This is a genomic window from Bradyrhizobium sp. TM239, from assembly GCF_036247985.1.
GTDB classification, from domain to species: Bacteria; Pseudomonadota; Alphaproteobacteria; order Rhizobiales; family Xanthobacteraceae; genus Bradyrhizobium; species Bradyrhizobium ottawaense.
Map to the genome: position 1 here is coordinate 74,678 of NZ_BTIR01000016.1, position 18,555 is coordinate 93,232.

Sequence of the window (18,555 nt, forward strand, 5' to 3'; positions counted from 1 at the left end):
GCTTTGGATTCTTGTTTTGACGCGTTTTCTTGACGCGAACCGGCGTCCACTTCGCTCGAAAACGCTCTGGTCTTCCGCCCGTCTTCATCAAGGCCCCGCTCACATCTTCTTCCAGTCGCCGATCTGCTCGAAGGCGTGCGCGGCGCGGTAGATGGTGGATTCCTCGAACATCCGGCCGACCAGCATCAGGCCGACCGGCAGGCCGTCGACCATGCCGCAGGGCAGCGACATCGCGGGATGATGGGTGATGTCGAACGGGGCGGTGTTGGAGATCATCTCGAGTGCGCGGGCGACGTACTCCTCGCGGCTGGCATTGGGCTCCGGCAGCTTGGTCGCCTTCATCGGCGTGGTCGGCATCAGCAGCAGATCGTAGTCGCCGAACGCCTTGTCGTAGGCCGCGGTCAGCCGCCGCGAGATGTTGAGCGCCTTGCCGTAGAAGCGGGGACCGAAATTGTTGTTGATGTAGGTGCCGAGCATCATGAACAATTTCGTGGTCTCGGACAGCGAGTCGGCCTGGCGGCGCCAGCCGCGATGGAAATCCATCAGCGAGGTCGAGTAGAGATCGCCGCGGCTAAGGCCGTAGCCGTCGCCGAACATCATGGTCTGGGTCAGGCCTTCGGTGCCGATCGGGGTCCAGATCGCACCGCCGAGGAGGTGCATCGGGATCGACACCGTCTCGACGGTGGCGCCCAAATCCTTGAAGCGCTTTGCCGCCTCGCGCACGCTTTCATTCACGGCAGCTTCCGCAACCGGCTGCTCAAAGCCTTCCTTGACGATGCCGATCTTCATGCCCTTGACGCCCTGGCCGAGCGCCTTGGTGTATTCCTCGACCTTCGGCGACTTGATGCGCGGATCGTAGCCGTCGTCGCCGGCGAGCACTTCGAGCAGCAGCGCGTTGTCGGCGACCGTCGCGGTCATCGGACCGGTATGGTCGACATAGATCTCGATCGGCATGATGCCGGTATAGGGCACGAGGCCCCAGGTCGGCTTCATGCCGTAGATGCCGCAGAACGAGGCCGGCATGCGGATCGAGCCGCCCTGATCGCCGCCGATCGCCATGTCGACCTCGCCGAGCGAGACCACGACGCCCGAGCCCGATGACGAGCCGCCGGCCGAGTAGCCCATCTTGTGCGGATTGTGCACCGCCCCGTAAGAGCCGGTGTGGCTGCCGCCGGACAGGCAGAAGTGCTCGCAATGCACCTTGCCGGCGATCTCGGCGCCGGCATCCAGCATGCGCGTGACGATGGTGGCGTCGAAATCCGGGACATAGCCTTCCAGCGTCGACGAGCCATTGGTCATGGGAACGCCGGCCAGCATGATGTTGTCCTTCAGCGCGACGGTCTTGCCCTTGAGCTTGCCGCTGGCGGCGCCCTTCACGGTCGATTTGCGATACCAGGCGTTGCGCGGGTTCTCTTCGGCCGAGGGGCGATAGCCCGGGGTGCGCGGATATTTCACCTCGGGCACCTCGTCCGGCATCGTGGCAACGAGATTGTAGGCCTCGATCGAGCCCTGCATCAGGCCGCGGAACGAGGCGACGTCGTCATCGGTGAGCGAAAGGCCGCACTGCTCGGCGACACTGCGCAATTGGGCGGGGGTGGGAAGGACAACTGTCACGGCGCTCTCCTCTGAGGCTTCTTGATCCCTGGCTTTTGGACGGACGCCTCGCGGTCGCACGCCTCAACGGCGCGGGCCGATCGGCTCCGTGTCGATATTACAGACGGAAATATTTTCCTTTTCAAGTATTATTTCGCAATTCCGCCGCGACGTATCAACAGCCGCGTCTCAAAGCGTCTTGATCAGCTTGAAGTCGAGACCGTCGGCTTCAGCGAGGTACATCGGCATCTCGGCGCGCCCGTCGCGAAGAATGACGGGACCGCGGCCCGCCGAGTAAACGGTGTTGCGTGCAGCCTTCAGCAGCGGACGCAGCGCCAGCGAGCCAGCGCGATTGGCCACCGACTCCAGGAACCGCAACCCCTCATAGTTCGACTGGCCGACCGAGCCGACCGGCGGCGCGTGCGGGCCGAACATGGCCTGGTAGCCGCCGAGGAACTCGTCATTGGCACGCGAGGCCATGCAGTTGAAATAGCCGGAGGCGCAGAACAAATTCTCGGTGTTGTCGGCGCCGATGCCGAGCAGCACGGTCTCGTCCATCGCGCCGGCAAGCCGCAGCGTCGACGTCGCAAGGCCGGCTTCCGCGAAGGCGCGGTTGAAGGTGATGCTGTCGGTGCCGATCAGCGAGATCAGCACGACATCGGGCTTGGCGGCGCGGATGCGCGCCAGATGCGGCTCGTGATTGTCCTCGCCGACCGGGACGAATTCCTCGCCGACGATTTGGCCGCCGGCCTCCTTGATGTAGCGCTTCACCGCGCGATGCGACTGCCAGGGCCAGACATAGTCGCTGCCGATCAGGTACCAGCGCGCCGCCCTCTTGACGTCCGCGAGCCAGTGGATCGACGGCCGGCTCTGCCAGCGCGGCGTCTCGCCGATCGCCATCACGCCCGGGGTGCGCTCGCCGCCTTCATAGACCGGGGTGTAGATGTAGGGGATGCGGTTGCCGGTGACCTTGCGCAAGGCGACTCGGACGGCGCTGATATGCGAGCCCATGATCAGGTCGACCTCGTCGAAGGCGATCGCCTGCTCGGCGCGCCGCACGACGTCTTCGATCGGGCCGCCGGAATCGTAGATCGAAAGCTCGAGCTCGCGCCCCAGGATGCCGCCGCGCTTGTTGATCTCGGCGACCGCGAGCATGGCGCTGTTGGTGGAGGTCGGGCCCCAGATCCCGGGCGAGCCGGTGAAGGTGAGGAAATTGCCGATGCGCAGCTTGTTGCGCGCGCCGCGGCGTTTCATGACATGCGTGTCAAACGGCGACAGGTCGAAATCCGCTGCCGCGGACGACAGATTCCTGAACAGCAAAGACGGTGGCAACGCCGGACCGCCGTGAGCCGGGAAGTTTACCGTCGCGCGCACGCCAACTCCTGTCTGGCACCAGACCTGAAAGCACATTGAGCAGGCGGCCGCGGCTTCCGCCCTTTTGTTGGGCAATGATCCTATTTTGAAAATATTGAATATTCAAGAATTGAAGTGCATATAGATGCAGCATCGATTGCAAGACATTCACTCAATTGGGTCAAGACGAAGTCTTAGCCGTGGCAAAACCGTCGAAAGAAAACACCCCGATCACCGAACACCTCGCTTATTTGCTCGCGCAAGCCAACCGGGAGATCAACCGGCAGTTGGAACTGCGCCTGAGCAAGGAAGGCGTTCCCGTCGAGCAGTGGCGCATCCTGAAGGTGCTGTCCGATGGCAACGGCCATTCGATGGGCGAGCTTGCGGGCGCCGTGCTGCTCAACCATCCGACGCTGACCAAGATGATCGACCGCATGGTCTCCGACACGCTGGTCTATCGCGTGCAGGACCCGGGCGACCGCCGCAAGGTGCTGATGTTCATCTCCGACCGCGGCAAGGTGCTGTGCAAGAAGCTCAACTCGCTCGCGGTCGACCAGGAGGAGCATATCCTGGAGAGCTACGGCGACAAGTCGACGAGCGAATTGAAGCGGCTGCTGGAGAGCTTGATCGACAGCTCGAATTAGACCTCGTGGATTGGAGCGTGGGGGCCTTGCGAAGCCCGACACACTCATCTGCCATTCAATGCATGGAGAGAGGACCTCCATGAAAGCACGCGCGCTGGTCACGCTGGCATTGGTGACGCTCACAGAGCGCACGCGGGCCTTATTCAGCTCTCAAGGCTCGTCCTCAAGTCCGGGCGGAGAATGAGCAGGCGCCGCATAATTGCATCATCGCCAGCACGAGAGGGAATAGCGTTGGCCGTTCCATGTCGTCCAGCCCGCGGCCTTGTTGCTGACCGGTTTGGCTAAATACCATTTATTGCCGTCGGCATGGTTGAAGTACACGCCGCCCTGCGTTCCGCTGCGCGGATTTGTTAACTTCACCCATCGCGAGCCATTATCTGAGAAGCTGCCTGCCCAGCGTGCTCCCGAGCTGGTGGTGCAAGTGTCGCCGTTACAGCTTGTCTGACTGTCATCAACGGCGGCCCATTTCATCCGGGCCGACCGGCCGTCTATGTTGCACGACCATGTTCCGCCCCACCATCCGCCCACTTGGCTCGCAGGGGCGGAACCGCAAGCGTAGAAACTCAGGGCAAGAACACACAAGGTGGTTGGCAGCGCGCGTTTGGACATTGTCTGGCTCCCAATTTTCGGCCCCCGTGCGATTCAATCAAAACACGGATTGAGCTCAGTAGAGGTGATCCAGATCACAATGAGCAGTGGCAAAAGATTGGATGGTCTACCCGAAGGCGTTCTCCGAGACACGATGCCGCGCTTTGACCATCGGCTTTCCAGGCTTCAGCTGCACAGCCGGACGAGCGAGTGGCCGCCGACAATCTGCTGCAGCGGGCACTCGGGAGTGACCACAGGAACAGGCGCTGCAGGCCACCATTCGTGATGCCCCTGAAGATCAGCAGGCACCGTATGGATCGGAAGCATTTCAATCCCTCGCGAACTCGAAGGCCAACACAGCACCGCGAGTTCGCTGGGTATTGAGATCATCGATCAGGCATACCGCCCGTGGCAGTGCTTGTACTTCTTGCCTGAGCCGCACGGGCAGTCCTCGTTGCGGCCGACCTTGCCCCAGCTTGCCGGGTTCTTCGGGTCGCGCAGCGCGGCGTCGGAGGTCTGGGCTCCGAGCGTGACGCTGGCGAGCGCCATTTCGTCCTCGCCGGTGTTCGGGTCGAACTTGTGCGCCTCCATCGGCGGCAGCACGGGCGCTTCCTGCTCCGGCGGAACGATCTCGACCCGCATCAGCTGCGCCGTGACGGCCTCGCGCAGGTGCGCGCTCATCTCCTGGAAGAGATTGAAGGCTTCGGTCTTGTACTCCTGCAAGGGATCGCGCTGGCCGTAACCGCGCAGGCCGATGACCTGACGCAGATGGTCGAGCATGATCAGATGCTCGCGCCAGAGATGGTCGAGCGTCTGCAAGAGGATGGTCTTCTCGACGTAACGCATCACGTCGGGACCCCATTGCGCCACCTTGGCCGCCATGTGCTCGTCGGCCTTGGTCTCGATGCGCGTGAGCAGCTCCTCGTCGGCGATGCCCTCTTCCTTGGCCCATTCGTCGACCGGCAGGTCGAGATCGAGCACGCGCTTCAGCTCTTCCTTCAGGCCGGCGACGTCCCACTGCTCGGCATAGGCATGCTCGGGCACGTGCTTGGCGACGAGGTCGTCGATGAAGGCGTGGCGCATGTCGGTGACGGTCTCGGCGACGCTCTCGTCCTTCATCAGGTCGACGCGCTGGTCGAAGATCACCTTGCGCTGATCGTTCTGGACGTTGTCGAACTTGAGCAGGTTCTTGCGGATATCGAAGTTGCGCGCCTCGACCTTCTGCTGCGCCTTCTCCAGGGCCTTGTTGATCCAGGGATGGATGATGGCCTCGCCCTCTTGCAGGCCGAGACGCTGGAGCATGCTGTCGAGACGATCCGAGCCGAAGATGCGCATCAGATCGTCTTCCAGCGACAGGAAGAATTTCGAGCGGCCGGGATCGCCCTGACGGCCGGAACGGCCGCGCAGCTGGTTGTCGATACGGCGGGATTCGTGGCGCTCGGAGCCCATGATGTAGAGGCCGCCGGGCTTCGTCACGGTCTTGGCGGGCTTGTTGCCCTTCGCCGGCTCGATCTCGACGATCTCTTCAGCCTTCAGCACGATGTCGCGGAAGCGCTCGACGTCGGCCTTGATCTGCTCGATCTTCCTGGCCTTCTCGGCCTCGTCCTCGATGCCCGCGGTCTCCTTCGGGATGCGCATCTCGAGCGAGCCACCGAGCTTGATGTCGGTACCGCGGCCGGCCATGTTGGTCGCGATCGTGATCGCGCCGGGCACGCCGGCTTCCGCGACGATATAGGCTTCCTGCTCGTGGAAGCGCGCATTCAGCACCGCGAACAGTTTCGCCGGCTTGCCGGCACGCGCGGCAGCGTACAGCTTGTCGAGCGCGTTCTCCTTGCCGAAATCGATCTGCTTGTAGCCGTTCTGCTTGAGAAACTCGGCCAGCACTTCCGACTTCTCGATCGACGCCGTGCCGACCAGCACCGGCTGCAGCCGCGAATTGGCCCGCTCGATCTCGGCGAGGATGGCCGTGTATTTTTCCTTGTGGGTGCGATAAACCTCGTCGTCCTCGTCGAGGCGGCCGATCGGCACGTTGGTCGGGATCTCGACGACTTCGAGCTTGTAGATGTCGAAGAGCTCGTCCGCTTCGGTCAACGCCGTGCCGGTCATGCCGGCGAGCTTCTCGTACATCCGGAAATAGTTCTGGAAGGTGATCGAGGCCAGGGTCTGGTTTTCCGGCTGAACCTGCACATGCTCCTTGGCTTCCAGCGCCTGGTGTAGACCTTCGGAATAGCGGCGGCCCTGCATCATGCGTCCGGTGAACTCGTCGATGATGACGACCTCGTCGTCGCGCACGATGTAGTCCTTGTCGCGCGTGAACAGCGTGTGCGCGCGCAGCGCCTGGTTGATGTGGTGCACGACGGAGACGTTCTCGACGTCGTAGAGCGACTCGCCCTTGAGCTGGCCGGCATCGCGCAGCAGGGTCTCGATCTTCTCCATGCCGGCTTCGGTCAGCGTCACCGTGCGCTGCTTCTCGTCGACCTCGTAGTCGGTCTTGTCGAGCTTGGGCAGGAAGCCGTCGATGGTGTTGTAGAAATCGGAGCGGTCGTCGAGCGGACCGGAAATGATCAGCGGCGTGCGCGCTTCGTCGATCAGGATGGAATCGACCTCGTCGACGATGGCGTAGAAATGCGGCCGCTGGACCATGTCCTCGAGCCGGTACTTCATGTTGTCGCGGAGATAGTCGAAGCCGTATTCGTTGTTGGTGCCGTAGGTGATGTCGCAGGCATAGGCCGCCTTGCGCTCGGCATCGTCGAGGCCGTGCACGATCACGCCGGTGGTCATGCCGAGGAAGCCGTAGATCTGGCCCATCCAGCCGGAGTCGCGGCGGGCTAGGTAGTCGTTGACCGTGACGACGTGGACGCCCTTGCCGGCGAGCGCGTTGAGGTAGACCGCGAGCGTCGCCACCAGCGTCTTGCCTTCGCCGGTCTTCATCTCGGCGATGTCGCCCTCGTGCAGCACCATGCCGCCGATCAGCTGGACGTCGAAATGGCGCTGGCCGAGCGTGCGCTTGGCAGCCTCGCGCACGGTGGCGAAGGCGGGGACGAGCAGGTCGTCCAGCGTCTTGCCCTCGGCGAGCTGTTTCTTGAAGTCGGCAGTGCGGGCCTTGAGCGCCTCGTCGGAGAGCTTCGAGACCTCTGCCTCCAGCGCGTTGATCGCGTTGACGCGGGACTGATATCCCTTCACCCGCCGGTCGTTGGCGGAGCCGAAAAACTTGCGGGCGAGCGCGCCGATCATGCCTAGTTCCTGTGTTCGCGATTCAACCGCGTTGCAGCCAAGAAGTTGTCACCCGCCTGCCTATCAACTCACCGTGACGCCTGATGGCGTCAGAGCCCGGACTGCGGGGGGTCATCCGCCATATGGGTGGGAATTGGGCAAGTTTGGGTTCAACGGCCAAAAACGCAGCAAAATAAACGCCATCGCCATGGTCGCGACCGGGCAGAGATATGGCCCGGTCAGGGCCTTGTCAACGGCGGGCGCATTGCGGCTAATTCATCATTTTGACAGACTTTTCGCGTTGCCAAGCCCCCCTGTATTGGGCGAGTGTCCGCCCCGCTCGAGCAGCCCCCTGCTTCAACATAAGGATTTTCCATGACCACCTCGTTCCCGGTAACCAAAACCGGCCTGCGCTTCGGCCTCGCCACCGCCCTCGTGGGCTGCCTTGCGCTGGCGCTGATCGCGGGTCCCGGCCGGGCCGCCGACGATCCGGTCCTGGCGAAGGTCAATGGCGCTGAAATCAAGAAGAGCGACGTCGCCATGGCCGAAGAGGAGCTCGGGCCGAGCCTCGCCCAGATGGACCCGGCGACCAAGGACGAGAACGTCCTGTCCTTCCTGATCGACATGAAAATCGTCAGCAAGGCTGCCGAGGACAAGAAGGTTGCCGATGGCGAGGAATTCAAGAAGCGCCTGGCATTTGCCCGCAACCGGCTTCTGATGGACAGCCTGCTCGCGGGCGAGGGCAAGGCCGCTACCACCCCCGACGCCATGAAGAAGGTCTATGAAGAGGCCTCCAAGCAGATCACCGGCGAGCAGGAAGTGCGCGCCCGCCACATCCTGGTCGAGACCGAGGACGAGGCCAAGGCGGTGAAGGCCGAGCTCGACAAGGGCGCCGATTTCGCCGAGCTCGCCAAGAAGAAGTCCAAGGATCCGGGCTCGGCCGACGGCGGCGATCTCGGCTTCTTCACCAAGGAGCAGATGGTGCCGGAATTCTCGACGATCGCCTTCGCGCTCGAGCCCGGCAAGATCTCCGACCCCGTCAAGTCGCAGTTCGGCTGGCACGTCATCAAGGTCGAGGAGAAGCGCAACCGCAAGGCGCCCGACTTCGAGCAGGTCAAGGCCCAGATCGAGCAGTACGTCACCCGCAAGGCCCAGGCCGACTACGTCGCCAAGCTGCGCGCCGAAGCCAAGGTCGAGCGGCTGGACCAGCCGGCGGCCGACGCCAAGCCGGCGGATGCGGCGAAGCCCTCCGACAGCAAGATGGCGCCGCCTGCAAAGAAGTAAGAATTCGCTGTCACTTCGGTGACGTGAAGAGTATCTAAGCCTTCGTGATGCCCGGCCCCCGCGCCGGGCATCTGCATATTCAGATCCCACCAAGGCGCCCCCGCGATGTCCTCCTCCGTCTCCCCGCTCGCCCCGAAAACAGTTCCCGACATGCCCGTGATCGCGGGCATTCGTCTTGCGACGGCCGAAGCCGGCATCCGCTACAAGAACCGCACCGACGTGCTGCTGGCGGTGATGGACAAGGGCACCGCGGTCGCCGGCGTCTTCACCAAATCGAAATGCCCCTCCGCACCGGTGGAATGGTGCCGCGCCAAGCTGAAGGGCGGCAAGGCGCGCGCGCTGGTGGTCAATTCCGGCAACGCCAATGCCTTTACGGGCAAAACCGGCCGCGCCTCCACCGCGCTGACCGCCAAGATCGCGGCCAAGGCGGTCGGATGCAGCGAGGGCGAAATCTTCCTGGCCTCGACCGGCGTGATCGGCGAGCCGCTGGACGCGACCAAGTTCGACGGCGTGCTGGGCCGACTGGCTGAAGCCGCCGAGCCCGGCGATTATCTCACCGCCGCCAAGGCGATCATGACCACCGACACCTTCCCGAAGGTCGCGACCGCGACCGTCAAGCTCGGCAAGGCCAAGGTCACCATCAACGGCATGGCCAAGGGCGCCGGCATGATCGCCCCCGATATGGCCACGATGCTGTCCTTCATCTTCACCGACGCGCCGATCGCGCCCGCGGCCTTGCAGGCGCTGCTCAAGAGCGGCGTCGAGGACACCTTCAACGCGGTGACGATCGACGGCGACACCTCGACCTCGGACACACTGCTGGCCTTCGCCACCGGCGCTGCCGCCGCGCACGGCGCACCGAAGATCAGCCGCGCCAGCGATCCGCGGCTGAAGGCCTTCGTCAGGGCTTTCAACCAGGTGCTCGCCAATCTTTCTGAACAAGTGGCCCGGGACGGCGAAGGCGCGCGCAAGCTGGTCGAGATCACGGTCGAGGGCGCCAAGACCAAGGCCTCGGCGCGCAGAATCGCGATGTCGATCGCCAACTCGCCGCTGGTGAAGACGGCGATCGCCGGCGAGGACGCCAATTGGGGCCGCGTCGTGATGGCAGTCGGCAAGGCCGGCGAGCCGGCCGATCGCGACAAGCTCTCGATCTCCTTCAACGGCATCCGCGTCGCCAAGAGCGGCGCGCGCGATCCTGATTATGACGAGGCACAGGTCTCGGAAGCGATGAAGGCGCCGGAGATCGCGATCAAGGTCTCGCTCGGCCTCGGCAAGGGCCGTGACCGCGTCATGACCTGCGACCTCACCAAGGAATACGTCGCGATCAACGGCGATTACAGGTCGTAGCTCTTCTCCCTCGCCTTGCTTGGCAGGGAGAGGTGAGCAGCTCACCCCGAGATGCGCGCGTCTGCAACCGCCTTCTTGAACAGCGCGTTCATGGCCTCCGAGATGCCCTGGGTCGGGCTGACCTCGAAATAGAACCCGGGTGAGGCGCAGCTCTGCATGTTCTGCGCGATCTGGCTGTTCGGCGATGGACCGAACGGACCCTGGTTGAATGGGTCGATCCAGTCCATGTACCACTTGTTGGTCGGCAGTTTCAGATACGTGGTGTACAGCACCGCAATTTTGACCCCGCGATCTTTCATCGCCTTGCAAAGCGAAGCATTGAGCGGCGACTGACATCGCGAGCTCCCCGAGAGCGGCTTCAGGCAGCCCGCGTTGCTTTCGTCGGCAACGCCATCGGAGACGAAGAACAGATATTTCAGGGGTGAGTTGGACGTGCCGCTTCCGGGATTCGGGATCTCGTTGCTGATCGCCGGAAAGAGGGTGCTGAACTGCGTATCCTGGTCCTTGGTGTAGCTGTCGTTGTTGCCGTAGACGCCCATCAGGTCAATGTTGCCGGCCGCCGTCTTGGCGCTCGACAGGCTCGACGACAGCGAGAACAACGCGCGCAGACCGATCGTCTTGGACGAGGCGCCGAAATCGTAGATCGCCATGCGGAACTGATTGGAATAGGTCTGCGTGGCAGCGGCCGTGTCCATCAGCGACTGCGTCGCGCTGCGCAGCACGTCGATCCGGGTCGTCACGCCGAGCGTCTTGGCGAGATTGTAGTAGTTGTTGGAGTCGTTGTAGTCGTGGCAGGCGAAGGCGCATTTATCCGACGTGTTGTTGACCATCTTGGTCACGTCGTCCGGTGTCGCCGCCACGCCCATCGACGGCGAATTGTCCAGCAGCAGGTAGAAGTCGATATAGAGAGGCATGCTGGCCGTGGCTTTCGACGTACCGCTCAGCGTCAGCGCGGTCTTGCCGATCAGACCGAGAAACATGGTGTTCATGGTGGCGTTGAACGCAACGGTCGAGGTGACGGTCGAGCCGGTTTTGACCACGGTCGGCGTGGCGCTGTTGAGGGTGTAGCCGGTCAGATTGGCGCGATTGGCGTCGAAAATGTTCTGGGCGTCGGTGACGCCGACGGAGATCGAGCCATCTGACGTCATGGTGCCGGCGGCCTTGAAGGCCGGCGAGGCCTTTGCGATCGAGCCGACGCTGGCGGCATCGGCCGCGGCCTGAAGCTTGGCCCGGGTCTGCGTCGCGCGCGAATAGTCGACCGCGCAGCCGACCGCCGTGATCAGCGGGACGCAGGCGAGTGCGAAGATCACAGCGATATTGCCGCGCCGGTCGCGGATGAACCGGCGGATGATGGTGGAAGGCACGGCGCGCATGGTTCGGGGCCCGGAGTGGTTTAAGCGTTTTCACTCTAGGAACCGTCGATTAAATATGACTTATGGGAACCTCGGAAACACGGGCCGCAATGGGGTTAACAAACCGTTGCGAATGATCTTCAGCGGGCGACATTCAGGCATGGCCGATCTGAAACTGACACTGGTTGTGGCCTGCGCGCTGATCGACGCCGACAAGCGCGTCCTGATCGCGCAGCGCCCCGCGGGCAAGACGCTGGCCGGCCTCTGGGAGTTTCCCGGCGGCAAGCTGGAGCCGGGCGAACGGCCGGAGCAGAGCCTGATCCGCGAGCTACACGAGGAGCTCGGCATCACCGTCGCCGAGCCGTGCCTGGCCCCGCTGACCTTCGCGAGCCACGGCTACGAGACCTTCCACCTCCTGATGCCGCTCTATATCTGCCGCCGCTGGGAAGGGATGGTGACGCCGCGCGAGGGCCAGACCCTGGCCTGGGTCCGCGCCAACAAGCTGCGCGACTACCCGATGCCGCCCGCGGACATTCCGCTGATCCCGCATCTGATTGATCTATTGATGTGAGATGCACTGTGCCCCGGACGCAGCGCAGCGCTCCTTCAGCGATGCGCTGCAGAGCCGGGGCCCACGCTTGCCGCGGAGCTGGGTCCCGGCTCTGCGCAGCAGCGTTTCACGCTGCAGCGCGTCCGGAACACGGATCACTCTTTCCCCGCCTTCTTCACCGCCTCCGCGAGACTCGCTTTCGCCGACCCCGGCTTCAGCGGCTGCTGCTGGCTGGCATGCGGGGCCCAGCCGGACAGCCAGATGATGTCGAACGTCGCGCGGATGCGGCCGTCGGCATCGGCAAAGCGCTCGGCGTAGATTTCGGCCATCCGCAGCAGCGTCGCGCGCCGCGACGGCGTGCGCCGCCGCTCGATCAGCACGTTGGCCGCGCCCATGCGGCGGAGATCCTGCATCAGCGCGAACGCATTGCCGTAGCGCACCACGACGCGGTCGACATCGGTCACCGGCAGCGCAAAGCCCGCGCGCTGCAACAGCGCGCCGATGTCGCGCAGGTCGGCGAACGGCGCGACGCGCGGCGAAACGCCGCCCTCGCATTCGGCTTCCGCGGCGGCAAAGGCCTGCCGCAGCTCGGTCAGGCTGTCGCCGCCGATCATGGCGGCGAGCAGCAACCCGTCCGGCTTTAGCGCGCGGCGGATTTGTGCGAGCACGCCCGGCAGGTCGTTGACGAATTGCAGCGCCAGCGCGGAGACGAGGAGATCGAGGCTTTCCGGCGCGAAGCGCAGCTTCTCTGCGCCCACAGCATCGAGCGCGATCCGTTGGATCGACGGCAGGCGCGTGCGCAACGCCGCAAGACCCTCACCCGGCGTCCAGAGATCGGCCGCCGCGTGAAACTCCCGCATCACTGCGCCCAGCCGGTCGGACATGTCCTCGGCGACGCGATCGAGCAGGAAAGTCACCTCGCCCTGCGCCTGCGCACGCCGCTGCCGCGATTGCAGCAAAGCGCGATCGAACAGAGCGGGCGGGGTTTGAGGGGCGGTAGCCATGCCGCTGGTTACGCCGATCACGCTGGTCATTGCAATCTCCCCTCTCGTGTCCCGGACGCGGTGCGGCACGTAGTGACGCTGCGCAGAGCCGGGACCCGGAAGGCAGCACCGCACGATGCGGTGAGATGGGCCCCGGCTCTGCAGCGCACTGCCCCGGACGATGCCTTGCATCGCCTGGGGCGCTGCGCTGCGTCCGGGGCACGAGTGCGACTTGAGCGGATTGTCGTGGAACGCTAGCCTTCCCGCATGGAAGCCGACGCCGCCCCCACCCGTTCCATCGCCGGCCCCTTCCGGGGGGCATGGACGGCCGGCCGCCACGCGCTGTCGCGTGCGGCACGGCTCGCGCTCGACATCGCGCTGCCGACCTTGTGCGTGTCCTGCCGCGAGCCGGTCGATGGCGAGGGCGTTTGCGCGGCCTGCTGGGCGCGGCTGTCGTTCATCGAACGTCCCTATTGTCCGCGGCTCGGCATTCCCTTCGTCTATGATCCCGGCCCCGACATGCTGTCGATGGAGGCGATCGCGAGCCCGCCGGCCTACCAGCGCGCCCGCGCGGCAGTGCGCTATGACGACGTCGCGCGCACCCTGGTGCATGCGCTAAAATACCAGGACCGCACCGATCTGGCCCCGGCCATGGGCCGCTGGATGGCGCGCGCGGGCGGCGAGCTGCTGGCGGGGGCCGACATGCTGGTGCCGGTGCCCCTGCATTGGCGGCGGGCCTGGCGCCGCCGCTACAACCAGTCCGGAGCCCTGGCGCAGATCATCGGACGGCAGAGCGGGGTCAGGGCGAGGGCTGAGGTGCTGCGCCGGGTGCGCGCCACCGAGCAGCAGATCGGCCTGTCGCGGGCCCAGCGCGCCACCAATGTGCAGGGCGCGTTCCAGGTATCTCCCGACCGTCAGGCCGAAATCCAGGGCCGCCGCATTGTCCTGATCGACGACGTACTGACCTCGGGGGCGACGCTGGATGCCTGCGCGCGGGTCCTGCTCCGGGCCAAAGCCGCCCAGGTCGACGTGCTGGTCTTCGCCCGGGTTGTCGAGAGCGGCCCCCGTCCCATATAATTCAATGACTTCATGACATGAGAGCGCCGGACGCCATGACTGCTGCTGTCGAGATCTACACCAGGCCGGGCTGCGGCTATTGTTCCGCGGCGAGGTCCCTGCTGACCCGCAAGAAGGCGACCTTTACCGAATTCGACGTCGCCAAGAACCCCTCCTGGCGGGACGAGATGTACGACCGCGCGGGCGAAGGCTCGACCTTCCCGCAGATCTGGATCGGCGGAACCCATGTCGGCGGCTGCGACGATCTCTACGCCCTCGATCGCGAAGGCAAGCTCGACGACATGCTGGACAGCGTGAAGGCGGTGTCATGAGCGAGAACCGCACCTTTACGGCCGCCATGGTGCAGATGCGCACCGGCCTGATGCCGGAGCCCAGCCTCGCCCAGGCCACAAGGCTGATCCGTCAGGCGGCAGCCAATGGCGCCGACTACGTGCAGACGCCCGAAGTCAGCAACATGATGCAGCTGAACCGCAAGGCGCTGTTCGAGCATCTGCAGAGCGAAGAGGACGACACTTCGCTGAAGGCCTACCGGGCGCTCGCGGCGGAACTCAAGATCCATCTCCATGTCGGCTCGCTGGCGCTGCGCTTCTCGGCCGAAAAGGCGGTCAACCGCTCCTTCCTGATCGGGCCCGAGGGCAATGTGCTCGCGAGCTACGACAAGATCCACATGTTCGACATCGAGCTGCCGGACGGCGAGAGCTATCGCGAATCCGCCAATTACCAGCCGGGCGAGACCGCGGTGATCTCCGATCTGCCCTGGGGCCGCGTGGGCTTGACGATCTGCTACGACGTGCGCTTCCCCGCGCTCTACCGCGCCCTCGCCGAGAGCGGCGCATACTTCATCACCGTGCCCTCGGCCTTCACCCGCAAGACTGGCGAAGCGCACTGGCACGTGCTGCTGCGCGCGCGCGCGATCGAAACCGGCTGCTTCGTCTTCGCCGCGGCGCAGGCAGGCACCCACGAGAACAAGCGCGAGACCTACGGCCATTCGCTGATCATCGATCCCTGGGGCGAGATCCTCGCCGAAGGCGACGTCGAGCCCGGCATCATCATGGCCAGGATCGATCCTGCCAAGGTCGAGACCGCACGCCGCGCGATACCCTCGCTCCAGCACGGCCGCCGCTTCGGCGTGTCCGATCCGAAGGCCGGACCTGATCATTTGCACCTCGTGCGAGGATCGGCATGATCCGCTACGCGCTTCGCTGCGACCGCGACCACGACTTCGAGAGCTGGTTCCAGAGCTCGTCGGCCTATGATTCGCAGGTCAAGCGCAAGCTCGTGACCTGCCCGATCTGCGGCTCCGCCAAGGTCGAGAAGGCGATCATGGCCCCGCGCATCGTCGGCAAGAAGGGCCGCGGGCGCGCGGTGCCGCCGCCGGAACCGGCGGCTGCTCCGACGCCCGAGGCTGCACCGTCAGGACCGACCTCGCTGATGCTGGCGCAGGAGAAAGAGCTGCGCACCAAGCTGAAGGAGCTGCGCGATCACATCGTGAAGAACGCCGACAATGTCGGCGAGCGCTTCGCCAACGAAGCCCGCGCGATGCATTACGGCGACAAGGAGCACCGTCCGATCTACGGCGAGGCCTCGCCGGAGGAAGCGAAGTCGCTGATCGACGAGGGTATCGAGGTGTCGCCGCTGCCGACATTGCCGGAAGACCGGAACTAAGCCCCCACCAGCACCGCGACGCCGATGATGATCAGCGCGATGCCTGCAAGCTCGCGTGGCGCGATCGGCTGCTTGAACGAGTAATACGTCACCGCTTGCGCGAACAGCACCTCGATCAGAGCGAGGGTGCGGACATTGGCGGCGGCCGTCAGCGCGAACGCCAGGAACCAGAACTGCGAGGAGAAAGCGCCCATGAAGCCGGCGAACAGCGACGGCTTCCACAGCCCCAGGATCGCCCGCAACACGTTTGGCGCGCGCCAGAGCAGATAGATCGTCAGGATCAACGTCTGCACGAACAGGCTGAGCACCAGCGTGACGGACGCCGCCGTCACGAACGACACGCCGGGCACCGTGATGACGGCCCCGCGGAAACCGACCGCCGAGAGCGCGAACGCCGCCGCCGCGGCGAGGCCGGTGATGGTCGGCTTGAACTCGGCAAAGCTCTTCTCGCCGCCGGGACGAAGCGCGGTGACGACGACGCCGACAGTCGCGGTCACGATCGCCAGCACCTTGAGCCAGGTCAGGTGATCGCCAAGAAAGATGAAGCCAAAGATCGCGGTCTGGATCGCTTCGGTCTTCAAATAGGCCGTCGTCACCACGAAGGAACGGTCGTTCATGGCGAGCAGCATCAGGCCGGTGCCGACGATCTGGCTGAGCGCGCCGAGCAGGAGCCACGACCAGAACACGAACGGCGGCGTGCTGAGATGATCGCCGGAGACGGCCAGCACCACACCCAGGAACACGAGCGAGAACGGAAAGCCGAACAGGAAGCGGATATTGGTCGCGCCCCAGGTCCCCAGCGGCTTCGTCAACGACCGCTGCATCGCATTGCGCGCAACCTGCCCGGACGCGGCAATGAGGGTGAAGGGAATCCAGAGGCTGGCGATGGTGAGCATGGGGTGGGGCGGTGGGAGGAGAAGTCGCGGACAACCTGCCGCTAGCGGCAACGCAGGTCAATCACGCGGACGTCATGGGTGCGATGCTCTCGCAACAAAATCGGTGTCGTCCCTGCGCACGCAGGGACCCATAACCCCAGGGAGGAGTTTGGCGACGACTGCTGACCCACGCATCCAACACCGCACCCCACCGATAGATCACGCGGTATGGGTCCCTGCGTTCGCAGGGACGACAGCGTTTGCTTTGGCAGCATCAAGCGTCAAACCAGCAAATCGCTCAGATCACGCCACTCCGGATTGTCTCGTTCGATCAGCTCGATCTTCCAGTCGCGCTTCCAGCGCTTGAGCTGCTTTTCGCGGGCGATCGCCTCTTCGGCGCGCTCATACGCCTCAGTGTAGACGAGGCGGTGCACGCCATAGCGTTTGACGAATTCAGAGCCCCTGCCGGCGCGATGCTCCTCCAAACGCTTCTGGAGCGAGTTGGTGACGCCGATATAGAGCGCTCCGTGATGGCGGCTGGCGAGGATGTAGACGTAGTACATGCTCGGGGCGCCTGTCTTTGCTAGCCACAGGGGCCGGTGGTTATGGGTCCCTGCGTTCGCAGGGATGACACCGTTCCCGAAGCAACAGCTCGCATCTCACCCACGGCAGTTCACACCATCGCTTCCGCGACCACCATGTAGTTCACGTCCATGTCCGACGAGAGGGTCCATTTGTCGGCGAAGGGCGAGTAGACCACGCCGGTCTGCTCGGTGATGACGAGGCGGTTGTCGAGCAGGTGTTTTGTCAGCTCGTCGGGGGTGACGAACTTGTTCCACTCGTGGGTGCCGCGCGGCAGCCAGCGCAGGACGTATTCGGCGCCGACGATGGCGAGCGCGAAGCTCTTCCAGTTGCGGTTCAGCGTCGAGACCACCATGAGGCCGTTCGGCTTCAGCATCGCGGCGCAGCGCTTCAGGAAGACGCCGACATCGACGACGTGCTCGACCACCTCCATCGCCAGCACGATGTCGAAGCGCTCGCGCGGGTCGATCTCCTCCACCGTGGTGCAGCGGTAGTCGATCGCAAGATGGCCCTTGTCGGCATGCAGCTTCGCCGCGGCGATGTTGCTCTGGGAAGGATCGACGCCGATGACCTGCGCCCCGAGGCGCGACAGCGGCTCGCACAGCAGGCCGGCGCCGCAGCCGATGTCGAGCACGCGAAGGCCGCCGAGGCAGTTGAGGCTGCGCAAATTGCGCTCGAACTTGCGGCACGCGGCGTCGCGGATGTAGCCGAGCCGCAGCGGGTTGATCCGGTGCAGCGGCGCCATCTTGCCGTTGGGGTCCCACCACTCCGCCGAGAGCTTTGAGAATTTCGCGATCTCGGCGGCGTCGACGGTCGAGCCCGGCTGCGGGCTCGCGGAGAGGGAAGTATTTTGCTGCATGCTCATGGTTACGCGCGGTCCTACCGCGTGGTGATCGAACTACGGAAGGCGAGCGGCGAGGCGATGGTCTTGATCGTCTCGATCCCTTCGCCGACGCCGCGAATCGTCACGTCGCCGTAGTTGAGAATACGTCCAAGGATGGTCTGATCGACATCGACGCTCTCGACCTTGTCGAGCGCCATCTCGAAGGTGCGGCGCTTGATGAAGCCGGTCTTGTGCACGACCCTGAGATTGGTGACGTCGGTCTCGGTGGTGAAGCGGTGGAACCAGCCCTTGAGGGTCCAATACACCGCCGCCAGCGCCGCGAGACCCGCGGCTCCCAGGCAAAGCAAAACGAGCCAATCGACAGCCGCCTGCCGCGACAGGATCAGCAGGCCCAAAGCCACGATCCAGGCCAAAATCCCCGGAAAATAGAAGATCCAATGCGCATTGGTCGAATACAGCACCCGCTCCCCGGGCTGCAGGATTTCGTCAATATAGCGCGCCATAACCTCTGATAACCCATTGCCCGGATTGGCCGGAGCAGGAACCCGCTTGCCCCCGGCCCCGCCCCTCTGTATACGCGCGGTCGGGCCTGCGGCATCGCCTCG

The 18,555-nt window shown here is 64.4% G+C and carries 19 protein-coding genes; 8 read left to right on the forward strand and 11 right to left on the reverse strand.

What is annotated here, in order from left to right:
* Positions 1-99 precede the first annotated feature (99 nt).
* The 3 genes from AABA84_RS25350 to AABA84_RS25360 all read right to left on the reverse strand — a co-directional run bounded on the left by AABA84_RS25350 (position 100) and on the right by AABA84_RS25360 (position 3,109).
* The gene (locus AABA84_RS25350) at positions 100-1,614 is read right to left on the reverse strand and encodes an amidase (RefSeq protein ID WP_338313568.1); all 1,515 of its coding nucleotides are present in this window, start codon (positions 1,612-1,614) and stop codon (positions 100-102) included.
* 168 nt (positions 1,615-1,782) lie between these two features.
* Positions 1,783-2,967: a substrate-binding domain-containing protein gene (locus tag AABA84_RS25355; RefSeq protein ID WP_212247107.1), complete on the reverse strand. Its 1,185-nt coding sequence runs from the start codon at positions 2,965-2,967 to the stop codon at positions 1,783-1,785.
* Complete coding sequence (locus AABA84_RS25360; RefSeq protein WP_212247594.1) at positions 2,858-3,109, reverse strand: hypothetical protein; 252 nt, start codon at positions 3,107-3,109, stop codon at positions 2,858-2,860. The genes AABA84_RS25355 and AABA84_RS25360 overlap by 110 nt, the downstream gene beginning before the upstream one ends.
* Before the next feature lie 37 nt (positions 3,110-3,146).
* On the opposite strand from AABA84_RS25360, the gene AABA84_RS25365 reads away from it, so the two are divergent.
* Entirely contained in the window at positions 3,147-3,590 is a 444-nt protein-coding gene (locus tag AABA84_RS25365; RefSeq protein WP_018320557.1) for a MarR family winged helix-turn-helix transcriptional regulator, read from the forward strand.
* Positions 3,591-3,794: 204 nt separating this feature from the next.
* Here AABA84_RS25365 and AABA84_RS25370 read toward each other — a convergent pair whose 3' ends face one another.
* Together AABA84_RS25370 and secA are read right to left on the reverse strand one after the other, a co-directional pair.
* Positions 3,795-4,199 (reverse strand): DUF6006 family protein, encoded by a 405-nt coding sequence (locus tag AABA84_RS25370; protein ID WP_212247108.1) that lies wholly within the window; start codon positions 4,197-4,199, stop codon positions 3,795-3,797.
* A 372-nt stretch (positions 4,200-4,571) separates the two neighbouring features.
* Entirely contained in the window at positions 4,572-7,412 is a 2,841-nt protein-coding gene (secA, locus tag AABA84_RS25375; protein ID WP_338313569.1) for a preprotein translocase subunit SecA, read from the reverse strand.
* 354 nt (positions 7,413-7,766) lie between these two features.
* On the opposite strand from secA, the gene AABA84_RS25380 reads away from it, so the two are divergent.
* Both AABA84_RS25380 and argJ read left to right on the forward strand, forming a co-directional pair.
* A complete protein-coding gene (locus tag AABA84_RS25380) occupies positions 7,767-8,675 on the forward strand; it encodes a peptidylprolyl isomerase (RefSeq protein ID WP_212247113.1) in 909 nt (302 codons plus the stop codon).
* Positions 8,676-8,780: 105 nt separating this feature from the next.
* Positions 8,781-10,022, forward strand: a complete 1,242-nt coding sequence (gene argJ / locus AABA84_RS25385; RefSeq protein WP_338313570.1) for a bifunctional glutamate N-acetyltransferase/amino-acid acetyltransferase ArgJ — start codon at positions 8,781-8,783, stop codon at positions 10,020-10,022.
* A gap of 41 nt (positions 10,023-10,063) precedes the next feature.
* Here argJ and AABA84_RS25390 read toward each other — a convergent pair whose 3' ends face one another.
* Positions 10,064-11,395 carry a TadE/TadG family type IV pilus assembly protein gene (locus tag AABA84_RS25390; RefSeq protein WP_212247117.1) on the reverse strand — a complete coding sequence of 444 codons (1,332 nt, stop codon included), beginning with the start codon at positions 11,393-11,395 and terminating at the stop codon, positions 10,064-10,066.
* Positions 11,396-11,534: 139 nt separating this feature from the next.
* Here AABA84_RS25390 and AABA84_RS25395 point away from each other — a divergent pair, with 139 nt between their 5' ends.
* The gene (locus AABA84_RS25395) at positions 11,535-11,945 is read left to right on the forward strand and encodes a (deoxy)nucleoside triphosphate pyrophosphohydrolase (RefSeq protein WP_338313571.1); all 411 of its coding nucleotides are present in this window, start codon (positions 11,535-11,537) and stop codon (positions 11,943-11,945) included.
* 134 nt (positions 11,946-12,079) lie between these two features.
* Here the strand turns inward: AABA84_RS25395 and AABA84_RS25400 are convergent, their stop codons facing one another.
* Positions 12,080-12,958 (reverse strand): methyltransferase domain-containing protein, encoded by an 879-nt coding sequence (locus tag AABA84_RS25400; protein WP_338313572.1) that lies wholly within the window; start codon positions 12,956-12,958, stop codon positions 12,080-12,082.
* A 216-nt stretch (positions 12,959-13,174) separates the two neighbouring features.
* On the opposite strand from AABA84_RS25400, the gene AABA84_RS25405 reads away from it, so the two are divergent.
* From AABA84_RS25405 to AABA84_RS25420, 4 genes are read left to right on the forward strand one after another with little or no spacing between them, the layout of a single operon-like run.
* On the forward strand, positions 13,175-13,984 hold the full coding sequence (locus AABA84_RS25405; protein ID WP_212247120.1) for a ComF family protein: 810 nt from the start codon (positions 13,175-13,177) through the stop codon (positions 13,982-13,984).
* A gap of 35 nt (positions 13,985-14,019) precedes the next feature.
* Positions 14,020-14,295, forward strand: a complete 276-nt coding sequence (grxC, locus tag AABA84_RS25410; RefSeq protein ID WP_338309014.1) for a glutaredoxin 3 — start codon at positions 14,020-14,022, stop codon at positions 14,293-14,295.
* Positions 14,292-15,170: a carbon-nitrogen hydrolase family protein gene (locus tag AABA84_RS25415; protein WP_338313573.1), complete on the forward strand. Its 879-nt coding sequence runs from the start codon at positions 14,292-14,294 to the stop codon at positions 15,168-15,170. Before grxC ends, AABA84_RS25415 begins: the two co-directional genes overlap by 4 nt.
* Positions 15,167-15,649 (forward strand): DUF1178 family protein, encoded by a 483-nt coding sequence (locus AABA84_RS25420; RefSeq protein ID WP_212247122.1) that lies wholly within the window; start codon positions 15,167-15,169, stop codon positions 15,647-15,649. Before AABA84_RS25415 ends, AABA84_RS25420 begins: the two co-directional genes overlap by 4 nt.
* Here the strand turns inward: AABA84_RS25420 and AABA84_RS25425 are convergent.
* The 4 genes from AABA84_RS25425 to AABA84_RS25440 form a co-directional block, all read right to left on the reverse strand.
* Positions 15,646-16,545 (reverse strand): EamA family transporter, encoded by a 900-nt coding sequence (locus tag AABA84_RS25425; RefSeq protein WP_212247123.1) that lies wholly within the window; start codon positions 16,543-16,545, stop codon positions 15,646-15,648. The genes AABA84_RS25420 and AABA84_RS25425 overlap by 4 nt on opposite strands.
* 260 nt (positions 16,546-16,805) lie before the next feature.
* Positions 16,806-17,087: a GIY-YIG nuclease family protein gene (locus tag AABA84_RS25430; RefSeq protein WP_212247125.1), complete on the reverse strand. Its 282-nt coding sequence runs from the start codon at positions 17,085-17,087 to the stop codon at positions 16,806-16,808.
* Positions 17,088-17,197: 110 nt separating this feature from the next.
* Positions 17,198-17,971 (reverse strand): bifunctional 2-polyprenyl-6-hydroxyphenol methylase/3-demethylubiquinol 3-O-methyltransferase UbiG, encoded by a 774-nt coding sequence (ubiG, locus tag AABA84_RS25435; RefSeq protein WP_212247127.1) that lies wholly within the window; start codon positions 17,969-17,971, stop codon positions 17,198-17,200.
* 14 nt (positions 17,972-17,985) lie between these two features.
* On the reverse strand, positions 17,986-18,453 hold the full coding sequence (locus AABA84_RS25440) for a PH domain-containing protein (protein WP_338313574.1): 468 nt from the start codon (positions 18,451-18,453) through the stop codon (positions 17,986-17,988).
* Positions 18,454-18,555 lie beyond the last annotated feature (102 nt).